Below are 25,239 nucleotides of genomic sequence, written 5' to 3'. Positions count from 1 at the left end.
AATCCGTCTTCCGGCGCTTTATCATTTTCTCCCCCTCTCTCTTTCTTCTCAGCCGCCAAAACGCTTATAATGGATGTAACGAATAAAAACCAAGTGAGGAATGCGACGTATGAAACAGCAAAAAAAACGCCGGGTGACATTGCAGCAGGTCGCTGAGCATGCCGGCGTCTCAACATCCACCGCTTCATTAATCGTCCGCAATAATCCGCGAATTTCCGAAGCGACCCGTGAGAAAGTGCTGCAATCCATGCGGGAACTGGGGTACGTATATGATCGGGTTGCCGCGAATTTACGATCACAGACGTCTACAACAGTAGGATTGATTATCACTGACATTTCCAATACGTTTTTCTCAGAGTTTCTGATCGGCGTTCAGAATACGCTTGAGGAAGTCGGATTAACGGTGCTGTTAGGCACGACATTTGATTCCGTCGCCAAGCAGGAGCAGCTGATCTCGACCATGCTGGAGCACAGGGTCGGCGGATTGATTTTGTGTCCGGTTTCAGGTACGGCTGAGGAAACCCTTTCCCGCCTTGAGCAGCTTGACATTCCGGTCGTGCTCGCCGTCAGGGAGATTGCCGATGCCGACTGTGATTTTGTCGGAGCCGATTATGAGGAAGGCACCTATAAGGCAGTGCGTCATTTCATTGAGAAAGGCCATCAGGAGATTGCGTTTCTGGGCGGCGTGAAGCACTCATCAACATGGACGAAGCGTATGAAAGGGTTTAAAAAAGCGCTCCGTGAAGCGGATCTGGAAGTAAAAAATGACTATGTCATTGACAGCGCGCCGACCCGCGAAGCAGGCTGTGAAGCCGTGACGGAGCTCCTCCGCCGGTCTGAGCGCCCGACCGCGATTTTCTGCTTCAGTGATTTGGTCGCGTTCGGCGTCATGCAAGGGATCAGAAAAGCCGGGCTCGTTCCAGGCGAAGATATTGACATTGTCGGCTTTGATAACGTGCCGGAAGCTGAAATTTCTTATCCCCCGCTTACAACCGTTTCTTCCTTTCCGCGGCAGTCGGGAAAAGAAGCGGCTCAATTGCTGCATCATAAAATCACCAATTCCCAGCACAAAAAACAACGCATTATTCTGGCGCCTGAGCTGGTCATCCGGGAATCTTCACAAAAAAAGCGGAACGCCTGATACGGCGCTCCGCTTTTATATTACGCAAGCAGTTTTAATGATTCGCGGTTGAATGCCGGAATGTCATCCGGTGTGCGGCTTGTGACCAGCTGGTTCTGGCAGACGACGACTTCTTCATCCACAACATTCGCGCCCGCGTTTTCCATGTCGATTCGGATTGAAGTAAACCCTGTCGCTTTGCGCCCGTTCAATGCTTTCGCGTTGATAAGAAGCTGAGGTCCGTGGCAAATGGCGAACACCGGTTTTTTATCATCCATAAACGCTTTGGCAAATTGGACGAAACGGTCATCCGCACGCAGCATGTCAGGCGAGAATCCGCCCGGGATCAGCAATGCGTCAAAGTCTTTCGGATTCACATCATCGATGGACGCGTCCACTTTCACTTCCGCTTCCCCTTGTTTGCCTTTGACTGTTTTTCCTTTTTCCTGTTCAATTACGGTTAATTCATGACCCGCATCTTTAAAAGCTTTCGCAGGTTCAGTATACTCGACATCCTCAAAATAATCCGTTAATACAACTGCAATTTTTTTACCCATAGTTACTACCTCCTGCTTGATGAAGTCTACATAAATCTATGTACCCCAGCCACACTAACATCAAACATAGGTAACGCGTTTGCCGCTCATCCGTTTTACATAGGTCATTATCCTCATTTTTCATCTTTTTACAAGAATCATCATGAAATCTATATGAACTTTCACAAAATATTCTTACAATGGTACTGCATGACAAAATTTGTTGAAAGGTGGAGAACAGGTGAGAATACAGAAAAGACGATGCAGCGTCAATATGACACTCCGTATTCTGCTGCCCCTAGTTATGATACTTAGTCTAATCCTCCCAACATCACCCATTAAAGCAGAAGAAAACAAATCCTCCAGTGTGAATCTCAGCATTTTAGCCACAACTGACGTTCACGCTAACATGATGGACTACGATTACTACAGCGACAAACCGACAACGGAATTCGGGCTGGCCAGAACGGCTCAGCTTATTGAGAAGCACAGGCGCGAAAACCCGAATACGCTGCTTGTCGATAACGGGGACCTGATTCAGGGGAATCCCCTCGGAGAATACGCCGTAAAATATGAGAAAAATGATATCATTTCAGGCGCAAAGACCCATCCGATCATTGAAGTGATGAACAGTCTGCATTATGACGCAGGAACACTCGGCAATCATGAATTTAATTACGGGCTTGAATTCCTGGACGGGACAATCAAAGGCGCTGATTATCCGATCGTCAACGCCAATGTGAAAACATTAAGCGGCGAAAACCGTTATACGCCTTATGTCATAAAAGACAAAACCGTCACGGATGAAAACGGCGGCAAGCATCAGATAAAAGTCGGCTACATCGGCTTTGTTCCTCCCCAAATCATGACGTGGGATAAGAAAAATCTCGAAGGCCGCGTTCAGGTCGAAGACATTGTGGAATCCGCAAAGAAAACCGTTCCGAAAATGAAAGCTGAAGGAGCCGATATCGTCATCGCCCTCGCCCACAGCGGCATCGAAAAAAAAGCACAGTCTTCCGGAGCGGAAAACGCCGTTTTTGACCTGGCAACGAAAGTCGGCGGAATTGACGCGATCGTATCCGGCCATCAGCACGGGCTTTTCCCTGATGCCGAATACAAAGGCGCTGATCAATTCGACGTCGATAAAGGCACGATTAACGGCATCCCCGTTGTTATGTCAAGCAGCTGGGGCAAATATGCGGGCGTCATCGACCTCCGGCTTGAAAAAACAGACAGCGCGTGGCATGTGGAAGATGCAAAAGGCAGCATCGAGCCGATTGCCGGCAATGTGACGTCGGAAAACGAAACCGTCGTCAATACCGTCAAAAAAGCGCACGAAGGCACTTTAAAATACATCAGAGAACCCGTCGGCCAGACAAAAGCCGATATCAACAGTTTCTTCGCCCAAGTCAAAGATGATCCGTCCATTCAAATCGTAACAGATGCGCAAAAATGGTACGCCGAAAATAAGATGAAGGATACGGCATACAAAGATCTGCCTATCCTCTCGGCGGGCGCCCCGTTTAAAGCCGGCGGGCGGAACGGCTCAAACTACTATACAAACATTTCCGCTGGCGACCTCGCCATCAAAAATATCGGCGATTTGTACCTGTATGACAACACGGTTCAGATCGTCAAGCTGAACGGAAGCGAAGTAAAGGACTGGCTCGAAATGTCCGCGGGGCAATTTAATCAGATCGATCAGGCTAAAGGCGGCAGCCAAGCGCTTTTAAATGACGCCTACCGCTCATACAATTTTGATGTCATTGACGGTGTCACCTATCAGGTCGATGTCACAAAACCGGCGAAATACAACGAAAACGGAACAGTCATTCATCCCGATGCAAGCCGGATCGTCAACCTTTCTTATCAAGGAAAGCCCGTCAGCGCCAAGCAGGAATTTCTGATCGTCACAAATAATTACCGCGCTTCAGGCGGCGGAGGATTCCCTCACTTAAGCAATGATAAAATCGTATACTCTTCTGCCGATGAGAACAGGCAGGTCTTAATGGATTACATCATCCAGCAGAAAACGATTAATCCGCAGGCTGATCATAACTGGTCCATCCTTCCGGTCAAAGGGACAAACCTGACATTTGAATCTTCCTTGGCCGCAAAGCCGTTTGCCGACCGCGCAGATGACGTCGCCTATATCGGTGAATCACAAAACGCGGGCTACGGACAGTACAAGCTCCAATTCAAAGATGATGAACCGGGCACAGATCCGCCGAAAGATGATGCATGGAAACTCACCGTTATGCATACAAACGACACGCACGCCCACCTTGATAACGCGGCGAGGCGGATGACGAAAATCAAAGAAATCAGAAGCGAAACCGACCGCAGCATTTTACTGGATGCGGGAGACGTTTTCTCGGGCGATCTCTATTTCACAAAGTGGCAGGGGCTGGCTGATTTAAAATTGATGAACAGCATGGGCTACGACGCCATGACCTTCGGAAATCATGAGTTTGATAAAGGCCCGGGTGCTCTCGCCAGCTTCCTGAGCGGTAACGGGAGCGCGGCTGACCCGTCCGGAAAATACAATTTTCAAGCGCCTGACTTCCCTCTCGTCAGCTCAAATGTCGATGTGTCCAAAGAGTCAAAACTCAGACCATTCATGAAAAAAGCAGACACATTTACGGCAGGGAAAAAGAAAAAAGCAGGCATCTATCCATACATTCTGCTTGATGTGAACGGAGAAAAAGTCGCCGTATTCGGCTTAACGACAGAAGATACGTCCGTCACATCAAGCCCGGGAAAAAGCATTGTCTTTCATGATGCCTTCCAATCCGCACAAAATACGGTAAAAGAAATACAGAACAAGGAACATGTCAATAAAATTATCGCCCTGACCCATATCGGGCATCAGCGTGATCTCGATCTTGCCAAAAAAGTAAAAGGCATCGACTTAATCGTCGGCGGACATACGCATACGCTTGTAGATAAAATGGAAATTGTTAAAAACGAAGAGCCGACCATCGTCGCCCAGGCAAAAGAATACGGCGAATATTTAGGCCGTGTCGATGTCGCATTTGACAAAAACGGCATCGTCCTGCCGGAACAATCCTCTCTTCAGGCGATTCCGGTGAACGAGCAGACGAAAGAAGACCCGGATCTGAAAAAAGAGCTTGATCCGTTTAAAAAAGAGCTCGTCTCAGTCAAAAATGAAAAAGTCGGCTCAACGAAGGTCGCACTTGACGGCCAGCGTGAGCATGTCCGCTCCAAAGAAACCAATCTCGGAAACTTCATCGCGGACGGCATGCTGCAAAAAGCGAAGGAAGCGGCCGGCGCCCAAATCGCGATCACAAACGGGGGCGGCATCCGCGCGGGCATTGATAAAGGAGACATCACACTCGGCGATGTGCTGAATGTAATGCCGTTCGGCAACACGCTTTACGTCGCGGATTTAACCGGCAAACAGATCAAACAAGCCTTGGAACAAGGGTTAAGCGGAATTGAGGCTCAAGGCGGCGCCTTCCCTCAAGTTGCCGGTTTAACATACACGTTTACACTGAATAAAAAGCCGGGACACCGCGTTCTTCAAGCTGCGGCCGTACAGGATGACGGCAGCGTAAAGCCGATTTCTGATAAGAAGACATACAGAGTCGCCACCAGTAACTTTGTCGGTGAAGGCGGAGACGGATATTCCGTCTTTAACGAAGCGTCCCATAAAGAAGACCTTGGCTTTGTCGACTATGAGGTCTTCACCGAGCAGCTTGAAAAAGCGGGAAAAGCGGTTGAACCGAAAGTTGACGGCCGCGCGCAGGAAGTGTACCTGCCGACGAAACAAAAAAACGGCTCCTGGACACTTGAAGATGACAGCGCATTTGCCGTCTATGCCAAAAACGCCAACACGCCGATCGTGTATTACGATAAGAATGACGGCGCCAAAAAGCCGATTGATCTCAGCGTGACCAAAAAACAAATCGGCCTGTTAAAGGACAGAACATCGGATTCTTCCCTTACGATCCTGCATGACAAGTTCAGCATGAAAATGCCGATGGCAAACGCTGCTTCAGCTGATACACGATTCGGCGTGACGCCGAAAGGAAAAGTTAGCGGGGCGCTTTCAAATGTATACGACTTTACAATGAAGCAGAAAAACAAAGACATCAAAACATTCAAAGCGCCGGTAAAGCTCACCCTGCGCATTGAGAATATGAAAAAGGCGGAACAGCCCGGCATTTACCATGTAGACCGGAAAAAGAACGTCTATACAAAAACAGACAACGGTTCGGTTTCACACGATCTCGTCACGGGCTATACAAATCATTTCAGTGAATACACCATATTAAACGCAAACACGAAGAGCGCGCCGCCGACAAGCGGAGACCACGGCTCCGGAAAGCAGCCAAGCGGACAAAAACCGTCATCCGGCCCTGCACAGGACGGAGTATCGCCGGGCGGCCTGCTTCCTGATACGGCCACGACGATGTATTCCATCCTTCTTGCCGGGTTTCTCATCAGCGCGCTCGGAACGGCACTGTATCTGCATCAAAGAAGAAAAGCAAAAAAAGTGAACGAAGCATAAAAGACCGCTTTTTATCGGGCGGTTCATCCCAAGAGCTCTCCTGATCTGAAATCAGGGGAGCTTTTTCTCTCGGTCCCCTTCTGAGTCGACAGCCGTACGGCCGAATGATAAAATATGACCGTTATTCGCGAAAGACTGCATCCGCATCGTTTAACACTTCACGGCAGGGCCTCTCTTTCTCACGGCGCCGCCTGTTTGGAGGACTTTTTTTGAAGATAACAGGAAACAAACGAAACCGCATGTCTTACAAGAAAAAGCTGTTTTACGTGATAACAGCGCTCTGTTTTATCAGCTCGCTCATTTTCGTCACTCACAACGCTTCTTTTTATGAGCGGCCGATTGCCAAAGTGACGAAAACAACATTGGAACATCAGTCTGACGTACAGGACATGCATAAAAACAAAGATAAGATTTTCAGTCAGACGATCACTGCCAGACTTGAAAACGGCAGTCAGAAAGGACAGCTCATTCATTTGTCCAATCAGTATTCATCATCCGGAGCGAATGATCAGAAATATTCGATTGGCGATGAAGTATTCGTTTCTATTGATAAAGGGAAACCATCAAACAAGGATATATCGGGAAGCATTATAGATAAAAAACGGGATAAACAGCTTTTGCTGATCGCTTGGGTTTTCATCTTCACCTTGCTTATCGTCGGCAAAAAACAAGGCTTCTTTTCGATCGTCAGCCTGATGTTTAACGCCGTTTTACTGTCGTTTGCATTAGATTTGTACAGGAAGCATCCTAATATAGGGTTAATTTTCATCTGCGGTATCTGTATTCTCATCTTTACTGTTATATCATTGCTGCTTGTCAGCGGTTTTCACGCGAAAACATACGCCGCCATTGCCGCGACGCTCGCAGGCACTTTCGTTTCCCTGCTGATTACGTATCTGGTGATGCTGGCAACCGGAGAGAAAGGCCTCAGATATGAGGAAATGCAGTATTTAACCCGCCCTTATCACACGGTGTTTATGGCCGGGGTATTTATCGGATCACTGGGAGCGGTCATGGATGTAGCCATTACCATGACGTCATCTGTCTTCGGATTATATGAAGAAAACAAGGGTATCTCATTACAAGCTCTCAGACGTTCAGGGATGGAGATCGGAAAAGACATCATGGGGGCGATGACCAATATTCTGTTTTTTGCTTATATAAGCGGCTCTATTCCGATGATGCTTTTGTATTTGAAAAATGATTCCCCGATAGGATTCACTCTTTCTATGAACATTTCCTTGGAAATAGCCAGAGCATTGGCCGGAGGGATCGGAATCGTATTAGCCATACCCGCCAGTCTGTATGCTTCTATCTTTTTTATTAAACGAAAGAAGGCAAGCTCATGAATGTCATCGTAATTCTCGCGGCGATTTTATTTCTATTGATGGTCATCATCGGCGGAAAAAAAGGAGCGAGGTCTTTTATTGCGTTATTCTTAAATTTCGGCGTTCTCTTTCTCACCATCATTTTCATGACAGACCCGCATATCAATCCGATTGTTTTAACATTGCTCTCTTCAGCCGCGATTTGCAGCATTACACTTTTTTATATTAACGGGGGAAACGTCAAAACCGTAACCGCCTTTATTTCTGCAATGCTGACGATTGCATTGCTGCTGTTTTTTATTATGTCTGTAACAAAACATACTTCGATTCAGGGATTCGGTGAAGAAGAATTGGGTGATATCGGCATATTCACACTGTTTGTCGGGGTGGATTTTGTGAAGGTTACCGCAGCCATGATCATCATGGGCACGATAGGGGCGATTACCGATGTCGCGATTTCCATTACTTCACCCATGCGGGAAATTTACAGTCATAATCCGTCCATAAGCAGAAAAGATCTGTACGCATTCGGATTAAGCATCGGGAGAGATATTTTAGGAACGAATACGAATACGTTATTCTTTGCTTTTTTCGGCAGCTATTTGGCTTTAATTATCTGGTTTAAAGACTTATCATACTCAGCTGAAAAAATAGTGAACTCAAAAGTGTTCAGTGCGGAAGCCGTCACCATTCTTTGTGCCGGAATCGGGATCGGCATCATCATTCCCGTTACGTCCTGGATCACCGCCTGTTTTTTAGCAAAACCAAATAAACGTTAAAAGCTGCCGGGACACGCCCGGCAGCCTTTTTTTATCTTATACCCACTTTACAACGTCTTTTGAGGCAGATCTTGTTTTCGGGCGCGGGTCTCTGACACGGTAGCCGAATGCGGCCATAACAGAGATGTCGAAACTTCCGTTTTCCAGAAGCCCTTCTTCTTCAAGAATCCGGTGAATTTCTTTGTAGTTGAAGCCTTCTACAGGGCAGGAGTCGATTCCGATCTGCGCAGCGGCTGTCATCATATTGCCGAGGGCGATGTAAGTCTGTTTGGATGCCCAGTCAAACAGTGCGCGATCTGATTCAAGCAGATTGAAATCATTTTTCTGGAAGTCTTCCGTTTTGCTGATATAGCCTTCATACATATCTTCCGGCATTTTTTTGACTTCCCGCAGGTGGTTTTTGACATAGTCGGCGTCAAAACGGATATCCTTTGCCGTCCGGGCAAGCAGAAGTACGAAATGGCTTGCGGTCGGCAGCTGCTTTTGCGCGCCCCATGTGAACTCGCGGAGTTTTTCACGAAACTCCGGATTTTGAACGACGACAAATTTCCAAGGCTCCAAACCGAGTGAGCTTGGGGATAATCTTCCCGTTTCTAAAATGAATTCAAAATCGCTTTCTGAAATTTTTTTCTCAGGATCAAATTCCTTTGTGGCGTGTCTGAATTGATACGCTTCGATGATCTGCTGTTTTTTATCTGACATTGGTGATCTCTCCTTTTCAATCGTTATGTACTATTGTAGCCATTATTTTTGAAAGTACCAGTACGCACATTTTTGTTGGATAGTATTCATTTTGATACTGACAAAAAAACGGGCTGCCGCGGCAGTCCGTTTTTATTTTTCTCTTCTCGCAAAGTCGACGAAACGGAATTTATCGAGCCTGTGCCGGCTTTCCGTGTACTGAAAGAGGCTGGTATCCTCCAAAAAGACGCGGTTTTTCACGACCGCCATATGGCTGAATCCGCCGAGATCCAAATACTTCCGGTCCTCTTCCCCCGCCGGCTCCACGACAATTTCCTTTTGCGCGTAGCTGATGGACAAGCCGAGCTCTCCTTCGAGATACTCATAGATCGAATCTTCACAAATCGCCTTCGTCAATAGAGGCACGTGTTTTTTCACAAAGTAATCCTTGTCCAAAATAATATGTTCTCCGTCAATCCGTCTTGATCTGACGACTTCCCACACCTTTTCATCCGCTTCTGTACCAAGCTCTTTTGCGGCTTCTGAGGGAGGCAGGATCAGCCCGAGACGGTGAACCGTCGTTCTCGTCTCTTTTCCGAGCGTTTCCGAAAGCTCTTTGAAGCTGATCAGGCCTGAGACGGGAAAACGCATTTTTTCTCTGTCTAATATGACGGAGCCTTTGCCTTTGATTTTCTGGATGTAGCCGTTTTGCGCCAGCATATTGAGCGCTTTGCGGACGGTTTCTCGTGATGTGCCGTATTGATCGCACAAATCATTTTCAGACGGAAGAACGTCTTCAGCCTTCCGCTGGCCGCTTTCGATCTGCCGCACCATATCTTTATAGATTATGATGTATTTATTCACTTTCATTTGACCACCCAGATTAGTGTATCACGCTTTTGTCAGATGATAAACGATCGATTCATACGGACGGAGCGTCAATCGTTCCGGCCGCCCTTCCCTCGGTTCATCATTCGTCAGCAGCACCGTAAACCGCCAGCCGTCCGTGTCTTTAAGCGGAACCGTAAAGTCCGCTTCTTTCCCGTAGAAGTTGTTGATGCACAGCAGTTTTTCATCCTTGCCGTGTCTGACGTACGCCAGAACCGCCGGATCGTCTTCAGCAAGCAGCTCAAACGTTCCTTCAGTCACGATGTCATATTCCTTTCTGAGCTTGATGAGCTTCTGATAATGATAGAAAATTGAATCCGGGTCCCGCAAAGCCGCTTCCGCGTTAATGTCCCGATAATCATCCGCCGACGGAATCCAAGGCGTGCCCGTCGTGAAACCGCCGTGCGGCCCGCTGTTCCACTGAATGGGGGTTCTTGCATTGTCTCTTGATTTCTCTTTTAAAATGGCAATAATGTCTTTTTCGGGCACGCCCTCTTCCTTCATCTTTTTGTACATGTTCAATGATTCGACATCGCGGTATGAGCCGATGTCATCGAACTTCGGATTGCCCATGCCGATCTCCTCACCTTGATAAATGTAAGGCGTGCCCTGCATCATATGAATGGCCGCCGCCAGCATTTTGGCTGATTTCGTCCGGTAAACGCCGTCGTCTCCGTATCTGGATACGGCCCGCGGCTGGTCATGGTTGCACCAGAATAATGCGTTCCAGCCTCCGCCTTTTTGCATCTCCGTCTGCCAAAACGCTAAAATCCGTTTCAGCTTCAGAAAATCAAACGGAGCGAGCGCCCATTTTTCACCATTCGGATAATCCACTTTTAAATGATGAAAGTTAAAGGTCATATCGAGTTCTTTATTCTCAGGGTTTGTGTACCGGATGCAGTGGTCAGCCGTTGTCGAGGACATTTCCCCGACCGTCATACTGTCATATTTCGAAAACACTTCCCGGTTCATCTCATGGAGAAATTCGTGCACGCGCGGCCCGTCCGTATAATAAGGGCGGCCGTCACGCCCATCCTCGGCATCAGGAAACGATTGGTCTTTAGAAATGAGGTTGATCACATCCAGCCGGAAGCCGTCGATCCCTTTCCGGAACCAAAAATGCATCATGTCGTAGACCTTTTTTCTCATCTTTTCATTTTCCCAGTTCAAATCGGCCTGCGACACATCAAATAAATGCAGATAGTGCTGGCCTGACGCCGGGTCGAGCTCCCAAGCGGAACCGCCGAATTTTGATTCCCAGTTGTTCGGCGCCCGGCCGTCTTCCTTTCCGTCTTTCCAAATGTAAAAATCCCGATACGGACTGTCGGGTGACGAGACCGCTTCTTTGAACCACCGATGCTCGACTGATGTATGGTTTACGACAAGATCCATGACGACCTTGATTCCTCTTTTGTGCGCTTCATCGAGAAGGCGTTCAAAATCCTCCATCGTTCCGTATTCTTCATAAATGGTGCAGTAATCGCGAATGTCATAACCGTTGTCATTCTGCGGCGAATCGTAAATCGGCGTAAGCCAAATGACATCAATCAAAAGCTTCTGCAAATAATCAAGCTTCTCGATAATACCGTTCAGATCACCGATCCCGTTTCCCGTCGTATCATTAAAGCTCTTCGGATAAATTTGATATACCGCTGCCTTTTTCCACCATGGTGTGCTGTCTGTTTTCATTTTTCTTCACCGCCTGTAATGTTTTGAATTGAAAGGGAAAAGGGACAGCCTGATAGAAGGCGCCCCGCAGGTTTTCTATTTTTGCCGTTTCAGCCGCGCATACCCGTATGTTCCCGCAAACGGGAGAATCAGCACGATCAGCATTCCGATCGCAAACGGACCCCAGTACCGACTCATAATGGAGAAGATCCCCGGCACGCCGCCGACTCCGACCGAGCTTGCGAGAACGCCTTTGACGGAGATGAACATCCCCGCGATTCCCGAACTGATCATGGCGATCACAAACGGAAATTTGTAACGCAGATTCACGCCGAAAATCGCCGGTTCGGTAATGCCCAAATATGCGGAAATGCCGGCCGTCAGTGAAAGCCCCCGCTGTTTTTTATCTTTTGTGATCAGCATCATGGCCAAAGCCGCCGATCCTTGAGCGATATTTGACAATGCGAGCATCGGCCATAAAAATGTGCCGCCGAGCTTTGATCCGATTAATTGAAGATCGACCGCGAGAAACGTATGGTGCATCCCCGTGATCACAAGCGCCGAATACAGCCCTCCGTACAGCAGGCCTCCGATGGCGGAGAATTGGCCGAAAACGGCAATCAATCCCGCCGTCAGCGCGTTACCGATCGCAAAGGTAATCGGACCGATGATGACAAAGGATAGAAAACCGATGACCAAAAGCGTCACCGGCGCGACGACCAACAGCTGAATACCCTCCGGCGTCCGTTTCGTCAAAAAGAGCTCAAGCCTGGCAAGTAAATAAGACGCCAGCAGAATCGGGAGCACCTGACCTTGATACCCAACTTTCTGCACCTCAAGGCCGAACAGGTTCCACACCGGAATATCGCCGCTCTGCTCGGCAGCCCCGTAGCCCCATGCGTTTAACAGATCAGGATGCACCAGCATCAGCCCGAGCACGATGCCTAAAAGCGGGCTTCCTCCGAACCGCTTCACTGCCGACCAGCCGATTAAAGCCGGCAGAAAAGCGAAAGCCGTCCCCGCGATCAGATTAATCATATTGGCGAGATCCGCCCATTGCGGATACACTTGGACAATCGATTTGGCGCTGTAGAAAATGCCTTCCGCCGTTAAGATATTGTTCAGACCCATTAAAAGCCCGGCCGTGACGATCGCCGGCAAGATCGGAATAAAGATGTCCGCAAGCGTTTTCACAGCACGCTGTAAAGGATTCATGTTTTGCGCTGCCGCCTTCTTCACGTCATCCTTGGACGCTTCACCCATCCCCGTTTCCTTCACTAATTCCGCATATACTTTGTTGACCGTCCCCTGCCCGATCACGACTTGAAACTGCCCGTTTACCGCAAAAGATCCTTTGACAATGTCTATTGCATCAAGCATTTTTTGGTTTACTTTGGTTTCATCTATTAATGCAAACCGCAAACGCGTCACACAATGAGTCGCCGCCTCAATATTTTCGATTCCGCCGACAGCTTCAGCGATCTGCCGCGCAGCCCGGTTAAACTCACCCATGCCAACCCCTCCGTAACCGTTTTCATTTTGTCTCACAAACTTGTATATACATGTTTATGACTCTATTGTAATGATGTATATACATGTCGTCAATCTATTTTTATAGCGCTTTCATCACAAATATACTGCGAAAGACCCTGAAACAAAAAAAGCCCCGCCGGAACCGGGCCTTGACTTCTTGTTTTATCGGGAACATGTCCGGGCGGAATTCACAACAGGAGCACAAAAAGCATACAGTACTGTACAACTAAGTTAAAGAGGTGTGAAGAGATGCCATCCACTGTTATCAACCTGTACTATTTGAAGATTAACAGTATTTCTGGCAACGGATCTATTACGATTGGGGAAGCGGCATACAACAGTCCCACCACAAATAACAAATCACAAGGACTGAACTCTTCATTCGGCGATACGTCACCTATAGAATCGATGATGGAGAACTTGTTAAATGATCCTGATGTCAACGACCAGACAGCCATCGGAACCGCAGATACCGCAAATATTACGCCGGTGCCGCCCATTATAGATTAAAGGGGTTTTTATGAATGCCTTACCAAATTAACGTCGTCAATATAAAAGTAAACGGAGCAACGCAAAACGGAAACGTCGATATCGGTCAGACCGTACAAAACAGCCACACCGCCAACAGCAAATTTGTCGGCGCGAACTTTTCTTTAGGGGATTTTTCGCCGGCCGCCGGATGTTTGAATTCGGGCCATCTTGACCCTGACGTGAGCGATCAGGATCAGATCGCCAACCCGTCAATGCCGATCGCAAATCAAATATAGGGAGGTTCTGCCGAAGTGGATATCGAAAAAATGAGAAAGTGGCTTGAGATTACGAACGAGCACAAGCCCAGCGACTTTTGGACCAATGTCCTGAAACGGAAATCTCCCGAAGATTTTTTCTCCTTACAAAAAAACACCCTGACTTATGATATTTATCAGGATGAACAGCACACATTCGTCATTGTGGAAATGCCCGGCGTTTACGAAGAAGAATTGACATTGAGGCTGCTGTCAAGAACACGGCTGCATATAAGAGGAAACATCACACCCCTTTTTCCAAAGAACATGGGCGTCTGCCAAAACCGGTATTACGGGGAAATCGATGAGACGATTGAGCTTCCTGAACCGGCTGAGCCCCACCTGTTACAGGCGCAGTGCGTAAACGGCCTGCTCCACATTTCCTACCCGCGCCTTATGGAGCACATTCCTTTTCAGAAAAAAATCTAAAGAGCCGGCTTACGGGCGGCCCAGCCGTCTGTACACTTTCTCCTTATAATGAGAAGATGCGGGTTTTGAGAACATGGCTTTCTCCTCCGTCAGTTTGTCGAGTCTGACTTGTTTTTCCGTCCGTTTGTTCCGCAAGTGATCCCGCTCCTGTTCATTGCGGCACTTGGCGATCAAATAATCGAGCGTCATCAGCTCTTTCTTCAGCGCGCCCTCATCCTCGGCGATCCCGGCGTTTTTTAATATGCGGTAGCCCATTCTGAGCGATTCCGGAAGATGTGCGGCATCGTCTTTCGGCAGGGGCTTTCCCATTCCTTTGATGCCGGCGAACTCTCCATCCTTAATGGCGCGCTTGATTTTATCTTCAGCCACGATATGGGCAATATCCATCACTGTTCACCTCTTTTTTCAATAGAACCGGGTGTGATCATACGGAAACACAGGACCCAGTTTGTTCCATTTATATGTTTTAAAGCTGTCATTCAACAGATCAACCGTCGTTGCGACAGCGTTTTTCGCCCTTTTTCCGATGAGCCTTTTCCACCTTTTCTATTTGCTGGTTTCATGGTATATTGATTACGTTCGTTTTTTCTATCGTTCCGTGTAAACCGTGATCGGAAAAAAGGAGTGTAACAATGAAAACATTTATAAAAGAAAGAGGACTTGCCTTCTTCTTGATAGCGGTCGTGTTATTGTGGGTGAAAACATATGTCGCTTATATTTTAAACTTTAACCTCGGCATAGACAACACGATCCAGAAAATATTGCTTTTTGTGAATCCGCTGAGCTCCAGCTTGTTCTTTCTTGGACTTGGGCTTCTTTTCAAGAAAAAATTACAGCAGACAGCCATTATTGTGATTCATTTTTTATTGTCTTTTTTGCTTTTTGCAAACATCGTCTATTATAGATTCTTTAATGATTTCATTACCATCCCGGTCATGATGCAGGCAAAGACAAACGGCGGCCAGCTCGGAGACAGCGCGTTCTCGTTAATGAGATGGACAGACGCCTTCTACTTCCTGGATACCGTCATTTTGATTATCTTGGCCCTTAAGATGAAAAAACCGGCTGAAAAACCGGCGAAGAAATCATTCAGAATCGTTTTGGCTTCCGCCGTGCTTGTGTTCCTGATCAACCTCGCCGTCGCGGAATCCGACCGTCCTGAGCTTTTGACACGCTCATTTGACAGAAACTATCTGGTGAAATACTTGGGCACGTACAACTTTACGATTTACGATGCCGTGCAGAATGTGAAATCAAACAGCCAGCGCGCGCTTGCCGATTCAAGCGATGTAACGGATGTGGAAAACTATATGAAGGCCAACTATGACGTGCCGAACAACGTCTACTTCGGAAAAGCCGAAGGAAAAAACGTCATCTACGTCTCATTAGAGTCTCTGCAATCCTTTATCATTGATTATAAAATTAACGGCAAGGAAGTGACGCCGTTTTTAAACAAACTGGCGCACGATAATCAAACATTCTACTTTGATAACTTTTTCCACCAAACGGGACAAGGTAAAACATCTGATGCGGAATTTATGATGGAGAACTCTCTGTACCCGCTTTCGCAAGGTTCGGTTTTCGTCAATAAAGCGCAAAACACGCTGCAGTCCGTTCCTGCGATCCTAAAAGGCAAAAAGTACACGTCTGCCGCTTTCCACGGAAATACGCAGACTTTCTGGAACCGTAACGAAATGTACAAAGCGGAAGGCATCGATAAGTTTTTCGATTCCGCTTATTATGACATGAGCGAAGAAAACACGAAAAACTACGGCATGAAAGACAAACCGTATTTCAAAGAATCCATGCCGCTCTTAAAGAGCCTGCCGCAGCCGTTCTATACGAAGTTCATTACGCTGTCAAACCACTTCCCGTTCGGAATGGATAAAGAAGACACGGACTTCCCGGCGGGAGACTTTGGCGATTCAGTCGTTAATAATTACTTCCAGTCCGCGAACTATCTGGATGAATCAATCGAACAGTTCTTTCATGACCTGAAAAAAGACGGCCTGTACGATAAGTCGATTATCGTGATGTACGGAGACCACTACGGCATCTCCGAAAACCATAATAAAGCGATGGCGAAAGTGCTCGGCAAAGATGAGATCAATGAATACGACAATGCCCAGCTTCAGCGGGTGCCGCTCTTTATCCACGCTCCCGGCGTGAAAGGCGGCCGCAATCATAAATTTGCCGGTGAAGTCGATGTCGCGCCGACCGTTCTTCATCTGCTCGGCGTCGATACGAAAGATTATCTCATGTCAGGTTCAGATATCTTATCGAAAGAGCACAGAGAAGTCATTCCGTTCCGTAACGGAGACTTCATCTCGCCGAACTATACGAAAGTGTCCGGCAAGTATTACGATACGAAAACCGGAAGACTTTTAGATGATTCAGAAGTCGACAAAAAAGAAGACTCTCTCGTCAAGACTGAGCTTGAAATGTCTGATAAGATCATCAACGGCGATCTGCTTCGTTTCTATCAGCCGAAAGGCTTTAAGAAAGTGGACCCTTCACAATTCGATTATACGAAGCGTGAAGATTCCTCAGCAGATGATCAAAAAGAATAAACAAAAGCCAGATCATATCAATGATCTGGCTTTTTTATGTTCAGCTCCCGGCGGCGGCCATAGAGCGCTTTTGCAGGCTGTCGGAAAGAACTGAATAAGCGACGACTTTCTTTTTCTGCTGTTTGACGACATCTACATGGTCTTCGTAGCTGTATACAAACACCGTCACATCTTTTTTTCCTTTTCTCGTCTTAATGACAAGCGGATCGGCTCCGTTTTGCGGATGAAGATAACGCTCTTCATCCCCTGGGTATATATAATGCCGTTCGATAAACACGGCTTCGTTAAAATCATCAATCACCCGGCGTTTGTCTTCGCCTTCCAGACGTTTTCCGCCGAGGGAAACGGCAGCGGACGCGTCACTGAGCTTTGAATGGGTTTCAAACTTGCGGAGGATCCATTCCACCGCTCCGGTAGGAAGGCATGTCAGCACAATCTTAATCAGGCTTATGACAACAATTGAAACAACTGCAATCCATGTCACCTTACATCATCTCCATACTTGTTCTACATGAATCTTAACATAGAAGAAAACGTTGTTTTTTGTACATTATGTGAAACTTGATATATGTTCAAAAAAAATCCGGATCACCTAGGTGATCCGGATTTTTCAAGTCTGCTTCTGGTCGTCACGGCGGACGGCTTCTCTCAGCTCTTCCGCGACAAATTCGACGTTCGGCCCGATAATGACCTGCGCCGTTTTATTCCCCGTTTTGATAACCCCTTTTGCTCCCGCTTTTTTAAGCGCCGCCTCATTAATGAGAGACGTATCCTGCACGGTCAGCCTGAGGCGGGTCGCACAGTGATCAATCGTTTCGAGGTTTTGCCTGCCGCCGAGCCCCTTGAGCATGGCATGTTCTTCGACGGAACCGGCCGTATCTTCACTAAGCACTTCTTCCTCTTCCTCATCATCTTCCCGTCCCGGCGTTTTCAAGTTTAACGTTTTGATGAGCATATAGAAGACGACAAAATAGATCACCGCATAACAAAGCCCGACAACGAGCAGCAAAAGCGGTTTTTCGGCAATCCCGTAGCTGAGGAGATAATCGATCGCCCCCGCCGAGAATGAAAAACCTGACCTGATTCCGAGAACATTCACGATAAATAAAGAGAACCCGGTTAATATAGCATGAACCCCGTACAAAAGCGGTGATAAAAACATAAATGCAAATTCAATCGGCTCTGTAATTCCGGTAATAAATGCCGTCAGCGCGAGACCGATCATCATTCCGGCCGTCGCTTTGCGCTTACTTGGCTTAGCCGCGGCAATCATTGCCAGACATGCGGCCGGAAGCCCGAACATCATAATCGGGAAAAATCCCGTCATATAAGTTCCCGCCGTCGGATCCTTCGCAAAGAAGCGGGCCAGATCTCCCGTTTTTCCGTGAAAATCGCCAAATTGGAACCAAAAAATATTATTCAGCACATGATGAAGACCGAACGGAATCAAAAGCCGGTTAAAAATCCCGTAAATCCCCGCGCCGATTCCGCCAAGCCCGATCATCCATTCCCCGAAAGACGTAATCACCGACTGAATCGGCGGCCACACAAATCCGAAGATCCCCGCCAAAATAATGGTAATCAGCGCCGTTACAATCGGAACGAGCCTGCGCCCGCTGAAAAAACCGAGATATTCGGGCAGCTTCGTATCCTTAAAGCGATTATACGTGTATCCCGCAATTAACCCCGCGATAATCCCTCCGAAAACGGCCATATTATTTGTCGAATTGATTGATTTTACAGCCGCGTCCAGCATGATATAAGAAATTGCTCCCGACAGAGCGGCGGCCCCGTTGCTGTCTTTGGAAATCCCGATCGCGATTCCGATCGCGAAAATCAGCGGCAGATGATCAAATACCGCGGTCCCCGCCGCGTAAATGAACGGAATATTTAATAAGTCCTCTCTGCCGATGGCCAAAATAATACCAACGGCGGGCAGAACGGCAATCGGAAGCATAAATGATTTTCCGAGTTTTTGCAAAAATTGAAGCATTTTACCCATCCCCCTTCTTTTTTCTTAAATATACCACATAAGTTATCTAGTGATCTATACCAATTTTCCTTCATTTATTCACATAAGGCTTGTTGGTTTTCTATTTATAAACCAGTTGTGGTAAGCTTGAATCAGATGATTAAAAATAGAAAGCGGGAATGACAATGATTGTAACGAACGATCAAGAATTAGAAGGCCTTAAAAAAATCGGCAGAATCGTCGCGCTGGCGCGTGAAGAAATGAAGAAAAAAGCCGAGCCCGGCATGAGCACGAAAGATCTTGACCTGATCGGAAAGGCGGTGCTTGACGAGCACGGAGCCGCTTCCGCTCCGGAGAAGGAATACGATTTCCCGGGCGTGACATGTATCAGCGTAAATGACGAAGTCGCTCACGGCATTCCGAGCGCCTCTAAAATCTTAAAAGCCGGAGATCTTGTAAATATCGATATTTCGGCGGAGTTCGGCGGTTTTTATTCCGATACGGGAATTTCATTTGTACTCGGAGAAGGCGATGAACGTCTGCAAAAGCTTTGTAACTGCGCAGCATCCGCATTTCAGAAAGGATTGGATCAGGCAAAAGCCGGCAAACGCCAAAACCAGATCGGCAGAGCCGTCTACCATGAAGCCCGCTCCAACGGATTTACCGTCATTAAAACGCTGACGGGCCACGGAATCGGCAGAAACCTCCATGAAGCGCCGAACCACATCATGAATTACTACGATCCGTTTGATAACGCGCTTCTTAAAAACGGAACCGTGATCGCGCTTGAGCCGTTTATTTCCACGAAAGCGGAAACGATTGTTGAAACGGGAGACGGCTGGACGTATAAAACGCCGGATAAAAGCCTTGTCGCCCAAGTGGAACACACCATCGTGATCACAAAAGACAAACCGATTATTTTAACTGCATTGTAATGTTTCATCTCCCTTCCAAACAGGTATACAACAACTAACCCGAAGGAGGGAGACGCATGAAAAAAGATAAAGAAAAAATCAAAATCGAAAACGAAATACACGCCATGCACGGCGTAACGAAACAGCAGATTTTAGAGGATTTCGAGGAATTTAAGGCGTACCTTCATCAGAAAATTTCCGCCGGAAAAAAACTGGGTCTGGATGACAGCAAAATCATTAAAAGCGCCGCCATCCTCGGGGACTATCTCGCCAAACACGAGGAGCCCCGCAATGCGGAAGAAAAACTCTTACAAGAACTGTGGGACATTGCGGATGACAATGAAAAACAGCATTTGGCCCAGCTTCTCGTCAAACTTGCCGGACACTGATACAGTGCCCGGCTTTTTTATGCTCCGTTATAAGAGTTGTGCTACACTGGACATATGTCTGTGAAAGGAGCCATTTTTCAACATGTGGTTTATTATCTTCGGGTTTATTTTCTTTATTGAAAGCATCGTTCTCACCGTTTACGGAGTGAAGAAAAAGAAGGGGATGCTGATTTATTTCGGCGTCGTTTTCGGAATCATGACACTCGGAACGGTGCTGTTAAAATTAACCGGCCATTAAGCATGAAAAGACCGCCCTTTACATATATATGTAAGAAAGCTTTACATCTCTGAATCGAAAGTCTCAGTTTTTGCGTTATCCCTTTTCAGCGTCTTTTTATAGATGTTACAATGCCAAAAGTTTGGCAAAAACTGAAGAAACCTCCCCAGCGGGAGAACGGAGAAAGGAGTTTTCTGACATGCATTATGGCAGTAAAGGCTGGTATGTAGAAGAGTTAAAGAAAAAAGGAATTACCCACTATGAAGGAAGAAAGCTTCAAAGCTTCAAAAAGTACTTCCTTGCCAATCTGCTGGAAACAAAAAAACAAGCATAACGTAAATCAGCCGTGCTGTCAGTACAGCACGGCTTTTTTCTATACATTAGTGAGCCTGTCTCTTTTTTTAAGGAAGGACTCCCTCCAGCTTTCTGACAGCGCTTCTTCCCGCAGTATTTCTTCAATCGCTGACAGATTGCCGGAATCACGATATTTCACTTCATTCGCATACCAGACGGAAATGCTTTCTTTGCCTCTCGACAGACGCTTGAGGACGGGGCGCGGATCGACATATCCTTCTTCAAGCACCCTGAAATAAAAGCCGGTAAATCCCGTCTGCTGTACACGGAGCACCATATCTTTGATGCCATATTTGAGCGCGAGTTTGACGCAGGGCTGGCGCGGCTGGCTTACTTGAACGACGGCTTCCCCCAGCTGAAAGACGTCTCCGATCCACACGTCTTGTTCGGCCAGTCCTTTGACCGTTACATTCTCCCCGAACGCAGCGGCGGGAAGTTTTCTCGCGAGCGTTGTTTCCCAATATGAATAATGCTCGGCGGGATACACGCACACCGCTTTATCGGGGCCTCCGTGATTCTTCAGATCAGCCTGCCCGTCCCCGTCAAAATGGGTTTTATACAGCATGACGGGAGAATCAGCGGGCCGCTTTATGATGCCGGAATTGATTTGTCTGCCGGCAAATTCATGAATTGCGGGCTTTCCGAGATTGATAGATAAGACAGAATAGTCTTGCGTCACCTCGTTCACATCCTTTGCGAAATATCATATCTTTCCTTTATCATAGTAAGAAAAAGGTGGTTTTTCCATGCTTCAATATCATATGATTGCAGACGGCCGGGTTCAGGGCGTAGGTTTTCGCTACTTCGTCCAGATGGAAGCCGACAGACATAAGATAGCCGGCTGGGTAAAAAACCGTGATGACGGCCGGGTGGAAATCCTTGCCGAAGGTCCTGAAGAGTCGTTAAAACAATTTGCCGAAGCAGTCAGAAAAGGCAGCCCCTTCTCAAATGTTACAGGCGTAACCATCGAAGAATCACACCGTCTGAAAGGGTACCGCACCTTTACCATCAGTTACTGATAAGGTTTGTCCTGATAATAATAATTCGGCTTCACAATCGTATTGTCATATGATTTATGGAAAATGTGGGTGGAAGCCGGCGAGATCGGCGGAATCAGCCAGGTCCAGTCGCCCGTCAGCTTTCTGCCCGCGTCTTGTTCCTGTTCTTCAAAGCGTTTAAATTGATTCGCCGCCGTATGGTGATCGACAATGCTGACACCGTGTTTTTTGTATGAATAGAGCACTGCCTTATTCAGTTCCACCAACACCTGATCTTTCCATAGGTCGGTATTCAGGCTGGCGGAAATCCCCATGACCGCAGCGGCTTTTTTGAGCATATCATACCGTTTTTCGTCAGCAAGGTTCCTTGCGCCGATTTCGGTTCCCATATACCATCCGTTAAAAGGCGCCGCGTTGTACGACAGCCCGCCGATTTCAAGCCTCATATCGGCGATAATCGGAACCCCGTACCATCTGAGATTTAAATCGGCAAACTCTTCAATATCCGGATGGGTGATCGGCACTTCTTTCACGAGCGTCTGAGGCAGGTCATACCAGACCGGCTGCCCGTCCCCTTTCATCCGGAAAAGCAGCGGCAGAATATCAAAATCGGTCCGCTTCCCGCGCCAGCCGAGTTTTTCGCAGACAGCCGTCAGCTCATATGATGCCGGATCACCGACTCTTCCTTTTTCAGTCTCATATCCCGCATAGCGAATGAGCTGGTGATTCCAGATTTCCACTTGTTTCTCCCCATTCTTCTCAGGAGGGAAAATCGTAATCGTCGGTTTAATTTTTCCGCCGTTCGTGGCGATTTCAATATGTTCAAATAATGCGTCGCGCACCTCTTCTTTCGTGTTCACACCGCGCCGGTCAATGACGTTCAGCGATTGCCAGAACAGACGCCCGATACAGCGGTTGCTGTTGCGCCACGCCATTTTCGCCCCGTGTTCAAGCTCTTCCGCCGTATGGACGTAACTTCCCGTCCGATCTATCTCATCTTTTATCGCGTGAAGACGCGCGTTGATTTGCGATTCCATTCCGAGTTCCTGATAGCAGACATCAATAAAATCCTTCGCCTCATCCCAAAGTATTTCCGTATGTTTCAAAAAACTCTCTCCTTCAATTTACATCTGTTTCCCATTGTATCGTTTTTAGGAGTGAACACAATGGTTTTTTTGTATCATACTGGAAACTGCATAGAAAAAACACCTGTGATTTTCGCAGGTGTTTTACAAAACGGAATGCAATTTTTCAGCCAGTTTAAGCAAATCCTCACGGTAGTTTTTTCCCGTCATCGGAATTCCGTGACCCGTCAAAAGCGCTTCCGGCTCCAGTTCGGCCAGTTTCTGAACGGACGCGGCCGCCGTCTGCGTATCCGCTGTAAAATAGGCGGGCGGCCCGTGAAGCTCTTGTTTTTGAATGACAACGTCCGCAAGCGATTCCTGTTCAACAGTGATCACGGCATCACCGGCAAGCAGAACGCGGTCTTTATCCCGGAATAATGAAATATGGCCGGGGGTGTGACCGGGCGTATGCACCCATTTCCATTCTTCAAGAAACGGAACGGTACCGTCTGAAGGCAGTGCCTGAACGGACGGAATGCGGATCGTATGGCGCGGAAACAGCGGTGACAGCTTTGCGACAAGCCCTTTTTTCGCATCGGGCCTGGCAGGCGGATAATCCGCTTTCCCCGTGACGTACGGGAGCTCCTTTTCATGAATGTAAACCGGCACATCCCAAAGCTCAAGCAGCTCTTCAATCGCACCGACATGATCAAAATGACCGTGTGTCAAAATGACCGCCTTCAGCTGATACCCCTCTTTGAACCGGCGTTTCATTTCTTCTGTTATCATCTCCGCCGATTGCGGCATTCCCGCGTCAACCAGAATGATTTCCCGCGGAGCTGAGGGATTTTCGATAAAGTAAACATTCGCAATCTGCACGGTCAGTCCGTAAACGCCGTCCGCCGCTTTAAAACCGGCTCCGCTTCTCACTGAAAAAAGCGGCATAAACGGATCACTCATCATGGCACCTCCTCTGATGCCTTTAGTGTGCGACGAACCGGGTGTTTTATGTTAAAAAATCGTGATTGCGCCGATGATGAGCGCAAAGGCCGTCATGACGATAACGGCAAGAACCGCCCATTTCATCGCAAATTTCTGGTGCTCATCAATCGTGACCCCGGCAAGCCCGACTAATAAATGCGTCGACGGCACGAGCGGGCTTAACATATGAATCGGCTGGCCGATGATCGAAGCGCGGGCGATTTCCACCTTATCGACACCGTACGCCACGGCGGTCTCGGACAAAATGGGCAGCACGCCGTAAAAATAGGCGTCATTAGGCATCAGAAACGTAAAGATACCGCTCGTTAAGGCAACAATCGCCGGAATAAATCCCCCCATCTGTTCCGGAATAAGCGATACGAGGGAAATGGCCATCTCATCAACCATCTTCGTCCCCGTTAAAATGCCGGTAAACACGCCTGCGGCAAAAATCATCGAACCGATCGCAAGCACATTGCTCGAATGGGCTGAAATACGCTCCCTTTGATCGTTAAGCTTCGGATAGTTGACAATCAGCGCGATACAAAACGCAATGATGAACAGCACGGTTAAATTCACTTTTCCTGATACTAAAAATCCCACTAAAGAAAGCGTTAACAGTAAATTGAACCACCACAGTTTCGGCCGCTTCCATTCATCTTCCGCAGCCGCAGCCGTTTCATTTGTATGGGACGGCTGCTTTATTTCGATCACCCCGAGCCGTTTCCTTTCCATCCTTCCGAGTACATAAGCGACCACAATCATACACACCATTCCGCTGGCAATGACAGGCAGCATCGGCCCCGTCAGCTCTGCCGGGTCAACGCCGAGCGCACTCGCCGCACGCGGCGTCGCGCCGCCCCATGGTATCGTGTTCATGATACCCATGCCGACACCGGCGATTCCCGCTAAAATAATCGGACGGATTCCGAGCATAATATACAAAGGCAGCATTGCGCTTGTCGTAATCATATACGTCGTCGAGCCGTCTCCGTCCAGTGCGACAAGCATGGTCAAGACGGCTGTTCCGACTACAATTTTGAGCGGGTCGCCTTTAACCAGCTTTAAAATACGCGACACCATCGGATCAAATAAACCGGTATCGATCATAATGCCGAAATAAAGAATCGCAAACATAATCATGACTGCGATCGGCGCCACCTGTTCAATACCGGAGATCATCATCTCGCCGACCCGGTTAAAAGAAAACCCGGCAATCAGCGCAAACACGATCGGCGTTAATACGAGCGCCGTTAACACGGAAAGCCATTTTGTCATAATCAGCACCATAAAAACAAGCATCATAAGAAAGCCTAAGATTGCTAACACAGTGTGTCCCCCTTATTATGAATACGCTTACATTTTAAAGGCCCGATCCCCTTTATCCGCCTTTTTGCTATCTTATGAGAATTGGATATTGAAGTAAATATTTTGGATTTTAAAGATTTTTAATTTTTTATAACCTTTTCGTTCATTTTGTTCATTTATAAATAAAAAGC

25 protein-coding genes are annotated in these 25,239 nt (G+C 47.5%); 13 read left to right on the top strand and 12 right to left on the bottom strand.

Going from position 1 to position 25,239, the window contains the following annotated elements; genetic code table 11:
• Positions 1-109: 109 nt before the first annotated feature.
• Positions 110-1,141, top strand: a complete 1,032-nt coding sequence (locus OQ477_RS19310; RefSeq protein WP_007408503.1) for a LacI family DNA-binding transcriptional regulator — start codon at positions 110-112, stop codon at positions 1,139-1,141.
• A gap of 20 nt (positions 1,142-1,161) precedes the next feature.
• Here OQ477_RS19310 and OQ477_RS19305 read toward each other — a convergent pair whose 3' ends face one another.
• The gene (locus tag OQ477_RS19305; protein ID WP_265973515.1) at positions 1,162-1,677 is read right to left on the bottom strand and encodes a type 1 glutamine amidotransferase domain-containing protein; all 516 of its coding nucleotides are present in this window, start codon (positions 1,675-1,677) and stop codon (positions 1,162-1,164) included.
• 220 nt (positions 1,678-1,897) lie between these two features.
• Here OQ477_RS19305 and OQ477_RS19300 point away from each other — a divergent pair, with 220 nt between their 5' ends.
• The 3 genes from OQ477_RS19300 to OQ477_RS19290 all read left to right on the top strand — a co-directional run bounded on the left by OQ477_RS19300 (position 1,898) and on the right by OQ477_RS19290 (position 8,297).
• Positions 1,898-6,190, top strand: coding sequence for a multifunctional 2',3'-cyclic-nucleotide 2'-phosphodiesterase/3'-nucleotidase/5'-nucleotidase (locus OQ477_RS19300; protein WP_265973514.1), 4,293 nt, complete (start codon positions 1,898-1,900; stop codon positions 6,188-6,190).
• A gap of 209 nt (positions 6,191-6,399) precedes the next feature.
• Complete coding sequence (locus OQ477_RS19295; protein ID WP_032872307.1) at positions 6,400-7,539, top strand: YibE/F family protein; 1,140 nt, start codon at positions 6,400-6,402, stop codon at positions 7,537-7,539.
• On the top strand, positions 7,536-8,297 hold the full coding sequence (locus OQ477_RS19290; protein WP_265973513.1) for a YibE/F family protein: 762 nt from the start codon (positions 7,536-7,538) through the stop codon (positions 8,295-8,297). The genes OQ477_RS19295 and OQ477_RS19290 overlap by 4 nt, the downstream gene beginning before the upstream one ends.
• A gap of 36 nt (positions 8,298-8,333) precedes the next feature.
• Here the strand turns inward: OQ477_RS19290 and OQ477_RS19285 are convergent, their stop codons facing one another.
• The 4 genes from OQ477_RS19285 to treP all read right to left on the bottom strand — a co-directional run bounded on the left by OQ477_RS19285 (position 8,334) and on the right by treP (position 13,046).
• A complete protein-coding gene (locus OQ477_RS19285; protein WP_265973512.1) occupies positions 8,334-8,999 on the bottom strand; it encodes an NAD(P)H-dependent oxidoreductase in 666 nt (221 codons plus the stop codon).
• 132 nt (positions 9,000-9,131) lie between these two features.
• Positions 9,132-9,848, bottom strand: a complete 717-nt coding sequence (treR, locus tag OQ477_RS19280) for a trehalose operon repressor (RefSeq protein ID WP_265973511.1) — start codon at positions 9,846-9,848, stop codon at positions 9,132-9,134.
• Between the two features lie 21 nt (positions 9,849-9,869).
• Positions 9,870-11,555: an alpha,alpha-phosphotrehalase gene (treC, locus tag OQ477_RS19275; RefSeq protein ID WP_130571746.1), complete on the bottom strand. Its 1,686-nt coding sequence runs from the start codon at positions 11,553-11,555 to the stop codon at positions 9,870-9,872.
• 75 nt (positions 11,556-11,630) lie between these two features.
• A complete protein-coding gene (gene treP / locus OQ477_RS19270; protein WP_032872301.1) occupies positions 11,631-13,046 on the bottom strand; it encodes a PTS system trehalose-specific EIIBC component in 1,416 nt (471 codons plus the stop codon).
• A gap of 270 nt (positions 13,047-13,316) precedes the next feature.
• Here treP and OQ477_RS19265 point away from each other — a divergent pair, with 270 nt between their 5' ends.
• The 3 genes from OQ477_RS19265 to OQ477_RS19255 are packed head-to-tail and all read left to right on the top strand — an operon-like array spanning position 13,317 to position 14,281.
• Positions 13,317-13,577, top strand: coding sequence for a spore germination protein (locus OQ477_RS19265; protein WP_007408496.1), 261 nt, complete (start codon positions 13,317-13,319; stop codon positions 13,575-13,577).
• A gap of 14 nt (positions 13,578-13,591) precedes the next feature.
• Positions 13,592-13,834 (top strand): spore germination protein, encoded by a 243-nt coding sequence (locus OQ477_RS19260; protein WP_003155595.1) that lies wholly within the window; start codon positions 13,592-13,594, stop codon positions 13,832-13,834.
• 15 nt (positions 13,835-13,849) lie between these two features.
• Positions 13,850-14,281 (top strand): Hsp20/alpha crystallin family protein, encoded by a 432-nt coding sequence (locus tag OQ477_RS19255; protein ID WP_003155596.1) that lies wholly within the window; start codon positions 13,850-13,852, stop codon positions 14,279-14,281.
• A 9-nt stretch (positions 14,282-14,290) separates the two neighbouring features.
• On the opposite strand, the gene OQ477_RS19250 is transcribed toward OQ477_RS19255, so the two are convergent.
• Positions 14,291-14,668: a DUF1992 domain-containing protein gene (locus tag OQ477_RS19250; protein ID WP_007610033.1), complete on the bottom strand. Its 378-nt coding sequence runs from the start codon at positions 14,666-14,668 to the stop codon at positions 14,291-14,293.
• Positions 14,669-14,913: 245 nt separating this feature from the next.
• On the opposite strand from OQ477_RS19250, the gene OQ477_RS19245 reads away from it, so the two are divergent.
• Positions 14,914-16,851, top strand: coding sequence for an LTA synthase family protein (locus OQ477_RS19245; RefSeq protein WP_265973510.1), 1,938 nt, complete (start codon positions 14,914-14,916; stop codon positions 16,849-16,851).
• A 40-nt stretch (positions 16,852-16,891) separates the two neighbouring features.
• Here OQ477_RS19245 and OQ477_RS19240 read toward each other — a convergent pair whose 3' ends face one another.
• Together OQ477_RS19240 and nagE are read right to left on the bottom strand one after the other, a co-directional pair.
• Positions 16,892-17,335 carry a YfmQ family protein gene (locus tag OQ477_RS19240; RefSeq protein WP_007408492.1) on the bottom strand — a complete coding sequence of 148 codons (444 nt, stop codon included), beginning with the start codon at positions 17,333-17,335 and terminating at the stop codon, positions 16,892-16,894.
• A gap of 126 nt (positions 17,336-17,461) precedes the next feature.
• A complete protein-coding gene (gene nagE / locus OQ477_RS19235) occupies positions 17,462-18,844 on the bottom strand; it encodes an N-acetylglucosamine-specific PTS transporter subunit IIBC (protein WP_015239387.1) in 1,383 nt (460 codons plus the stop codon).
• A gap of 164 nt (positions 18,845-19,008) precedes the next feature.
• Here nagE and map point away from each other — a divergent pair, with 164 nt between their 5' ends.
• The 4 genes from map to OQ477_RS19215 all read left to right on the top strand — a co-directional run bounded on the left by map (position 19,009) and on the right by OQ477_RS19215 (position 20,677).
• Positions 19,009-19,758 carry a type I methionyl aminopeptidase gene (map, locus tag OQ477_RS19230; RefSeq protein WP_014417181.1) on the top strand — a complete coding sequence of 250 codons (750 nt, stop codon included), beginning with the start codon at positions 19,009-19,011 and terminating at the stop codon, positions 19,756-19,758.
• 56 nt (positions 19,759-19,814) lie between these two features.
• The gene (locus OQ477_RS19225) at positions 19,815-20,126 is read left to right on the top strand and encodes a DUF3243 domain-containing protein (RefSeq protein WP_003155607.1); all 312 of its coding nucleotides are present in this window, start codon (positions 19,815-19,817) and stop codon (positions 20,124-20,126) included.
• A gap of 82 nt (positions 20,127-20,208) precedes the next feature.
• The gene (locus tag OQ477_RS19220; protein ID WP_265973509.1) at positions 20,209-20,364 is read left to right on the top strand and encodes a hypothetical protein; all 156 of its coding nucleotides are present in this window, start codon (positions 20,209-20,211) and stop codon (positions 20,362-20,364) included.
• A 178-nt stretch (positions 20,365-20,542) separates the two neighbouring features.
• Entirely contained in the window at positions 20,543-20,677 is a 135-nt protein-coding gene (locus OQ477_RS19215) for a YflJ family protein (protein WP_003155609.1), read from the top strand.
• A gap of 39 nt (positions 20,678-20,716) precedes the next feature.
• On the opposite strand, the gene OQ477_RS19210 is transcribed toward OQ477_RS19215, so the two are convergent.
• Positions 20,717-21,376 (bottom strand): MOSC domain-containing protein, encoded by a 660-nt coding sequence (locus tag OQ477_RS19210; RefSeq protein ID WP_017419099.1) that lies wholly within the window; start codon positions 21,374-21,376, stop codon positions 20,717-20,719.
• 67 nt (positions 21,377-21,443) lie between these two features.
• Here OQ477_RS19210 and OQ477_RS19205 point away from each other — a divergent pair, with 67 nt between their 5' ends.
• The gene (locus tag OQ477_RS19205; protein WP_151295649.1) at positions 21,444-21,716 is read left to right on the top strand and encodes an acylphosphatase; all 273 of its coding nucleotides are present in this window, start codon (positions 21,444-21,446) and stop codon (positions 21,714-21,716) included.
• Here OQ477_RS19205 and nosA read toward each other — a convergent pair.
• The 3 genes from nosA to OQ477_RS19190 all read right to left on the bottom strand — a co-directional run bounded on the left by nosA (position 21,710) and on the right by OQ477_RS19190 (position 25,069).
• Positions 21,710-22,801: a nitric oxide synthase gene (gene nosA, locus OQ477_RS19200; RefSeq protein WP_012117063.1), complete on the bottom strand. Its 1,092-nt coding sequence runs from the start codon at positions 22,799-22,801 to the stop codon at positions 21,710-21,712. The genes OQ477_RS19205 and nosA overlap by 7 nt on opposite strands.
• Before the next feature lie 123 nt (positions 22,802-22,924).
• The gene (locus OQ477_RS19195; protein ID WP_163114126.1) at positions 22,925-23,719 is read right to left on the bottom strand and encodes an MBL fold metallo-hydrolase; all 795 of its coding nucleotides are present in this window, start codon (positions 23,717-23,719) and stop codon (positions 22,925-22,927) included.
• 51 nt (positions 23,720-23,770) lie between these two features.
• Entirely contained in the window at positions 23,771-25,069 is a 1,299-nt protein-coding gene (locus tag OQ477_RS19190) for a citrate:proton symporter (protein ID WP_265973508.1), read from the bottom strand.
• Positions 25,070-25,239: the final 170 nt, after the last annotated feature.

Source organism: Bacillus sp. ChL18, assembly GCF_026241425.1.
Lineage (GTDB): Bacteria > Bacillota > Bacilli > Bacillales > Bacillaceae > Bacillus > Bacillus velezensis.
This window is presented reverse-complemented; position numbering and strand designations above follow the sequence as displayed.

What these genes read in the sequence shown, in the direction of transcription:
- OQ477_RS19310 (WP_007408503.1), top strand. Translation starts at nt 110, where the DNA reads ATGAAACAGCAAAAAAAACGCCGGGTGACATTGCAGCAGGTCGCTGAG.
- OQ477_RS19305 (WP_265973515.1), bottom strand. Translation starts at nt 1,677, where the DNA reads ATGGGTAAAAAAATTGCAGTTGTATTAACGGATTATTTTGAGGATGTC.
- OQ477_RS19290 (WP_265973513.1), top strand. Translation starts at nt 7,536, where the DNA reads ATGAATGTCATCGTAATTCTCGCGGCGATTTTATTTCTATTGATGGTC.
- OQ477_RS19285 (WP_265973512.1), bottom strand. Translation starts at nt 8,999, where the DNA reads ATGTCAGATAAAAAACAGCAGATCATCGAAGCGTATCAATTCAGACAC.
- treR (WP_265973511.1), bottom strand. Translation starts at nt 9,848, where the DNA reads ATGAAAGTGAATAAATACATCATAATCTATAAAGATATGGTGCGGCAG.
- treC (WP_130571746.1), bottom strand. Translation starts at nt 11,555, where the DNA reads ATGAAAACAGACAGCACACCATGGTGGAAAAAGGCAGCGGTATATCAA.
- treP (WP_032872301.1), bottom strand. Translation starts at nt 13,046, where the DNA reads ATGGGTGAGTTTAACCGGGCTGCGCGGCAGATCGCTGAAGCTGTCGGC.
- OQ477_RS19265 (WP_007408496.1), top strand. Translation starts at nt 13,317, where the DNA reads ATGCCATCCACTGTTATCAACCTGTACTATTTGAAGATTAACAGTATT.
- OQ477_RS19260 (WP_003155595.1), top strand. Translation starts at nt 13,592, where the DNA reads ATGCCTTACCAAATTAACGTCGTCAATATAAAAGTAAACGGAGCAACG.
- OQ477_RS19250 (WP_007610033.1), bottom strand. Translation starts at nt 14,668, where the DNA reads ATGGATATTGCCCATATCGTGGCTGAAGATAAAATCAAGCGCGCCATT.
- OQ477_RS19245 (WP_265973510.1), top strand. Translation starts at nt 14,914, where the DNA reads ATGAAAACATTTATAAAAGAAAGAGGACTTGCCTTCTTCTTGATAGCG.
- nagE (WP_015239387.1), bottom strand. Translation starts at nt 18,844, where the DNA reads ATGCTTCAATTTTTGCAAAAACTCGGAAAATCATTTATGCTTCCGATT.
- map (WP_014417181.1), top strand. Translation starts at nt 19,009, where the DNA reads ATGATTGTAACGAACGATCAAGAATTAGAAGGCCTTAAAAAAATCGGC.
- OQ477_RS19225 (WP_003155607.1), top strand. Translation starts at nt 19,815, where the DNA reads ATGAAAAAAGATAAAGAAAAAATCAAAATCGAAAACGAAATACACGCC.
- OQ477_RS19220 (WP_265973509.1), top strand. Translation starts at nt 20,209, where the DNA reads ATGTGGTTTATTATCTTCGGGTTTATTTTCTTTATTGAAAGCATCGTT.
- OQ477_RS19215 (WP_003155609.1), top strand. Translation starts at nt 20,543, where the DNA reads ATGCATTATGGCAGTAAAGGCTGGTATGTAGAAGAGTTAAAGAAAAAA.
- OQ477_RS19205 (WP_151295649.1), top strand. Translation starts at nt 21,444, where the DNA reads ATGCTTCAATATCATATGATTGCAGACGGCCGGGTTCAGGGCGTAGGT.
- OQ477_RS19195 (WP_163114126.1), bottom strand. Translation starts at nt 23,719, where the DNA reads ATGAGTGATCCGTTTATGCCGCTTTTTTCAGTGAGAAGCGGAGCCGGT.